The following is a 1,236-nucleotide window of genomic DNA, read 5'->3' on the forward strand; positions in this document are numbered from 1 at the left end:
GTCGCCGCCGCGATCGCGCTCGCGCTGGTCTCGGCCGGTGTGGGCGGCGGCGTGGGGGCTCTCGTAGCCGGCAACGACAACAGCAGTCAGACCGTGGTGTCCTCAGGCGGGCTGCTGCGCAACAGCGGTGGCTCAGGCGGCACGTCGCCGGCCGCGTCCGACACGGTGTCGGCCGCCGCGCAGGCCATCCTCCCCAGCGTGGTCACGATCTCCGTCTCGTCCAGGAGCGAGGCGAGCACCGGCTCCGGTGTGATCGTCCGCCAGGACGGCTACATCCTCACCAACAACCACGTGGTGTCCGACGCCTCGCAAGGCGGCTCGCTGAAGGTGACCGCGCAGGACGGCAAGAACTACGACGCAAGGATCGTCGGTACCGATCCGAGTTCCGACCTCGCGGTCATCAAAATCGACGCGAACGGCCTGAAGCCGGCGACTTTCGGCAACTCCGACACGGTCACAGTAGGTGAACTGGTGATTGCGGTCGGCAGCCCCCTCGGTCTGAGCGGCACCGTGACCTCGGGCATCGTCAGTGCTGTGCACCGGCCGGTGCGGACCGGCGATGCCAACGTCCAGGACAACAACGCGGTTCTGGACGCCATCCAGACCGACGCTCCGATCAACCCTGGCAACTCGGGCGGCCCGCTGGTCAACAGCAAGGGTGAGCTGATCGGCATCAACTCGGCGATCGCCACCGTGAGCTCGAGCGGCGGTGGTTTCGGCAACCAGCAACAGCAGTCCGGCAACATCGGCGTCGGGTTCGCGATCCCGGCCAACTACGCCCAGTCCATCACCAAAGAGCTGATCACCGGAGGTGCCGCGAAGCATCCGTACCTCGGCGTCAGCGCGTCGACCGCGGGAGCGAGCCAGTCCGATCCGACGGGTGAGGGGACCGGTGCCGTCATCGGGAACCTGGTCGGAAACGGGCCGGCGCAGCAGGCCGGGCTCCAGCCGGGCGATGTCATCACCAAGCTGGGAGACCGCCGGATCACCAACGTGGACGGCCTCATCGCCGCCGTGCGCTCATACGATATCGGCAGCAAGGTGACGATCACCTATACCCGCAACGGTCAGACGCTGACCACCGAGGTAACCCTCGCTCAACAACCGTCCTGACCATTCGGTGTCCTGATCATTCGACCAGGGCTCGTCCTTCGGGACCCGGGGACGTGGATCCGCAGCCGTCTTCCGCGCCGTTGTTCCCGCCACCGTCCCGGTTCGTCAGTGGCGGGGACGGTG

At 67.2% G+C, this 1,236-nt stretch carries 1 protein-coding gene; it reads left to right on the forward strand.

Annotation, left to right across the window (positions count from 1 at the left end):
* On the forward strand, positions 1-1,113 hold a 1,113-nt coding region (locus DD1DGNOD_RS30365; RefSeq protein WP_241255994.1), incomplete at its 5' end, for a S1C family serine protease.
* Positions 1,114-1,236 lie beyond the last annotated feature (123 nt).

It is taken from the genome of Candidatus Protofrankia californiensis (assembly GCF_900634765.1).
Taxonomy (GTDB): Bacteria; Actinomycetota; Actinomycetes; order Frankiales; family Frankiaceae; genus Protofrankia; species Protofrankia californiensis.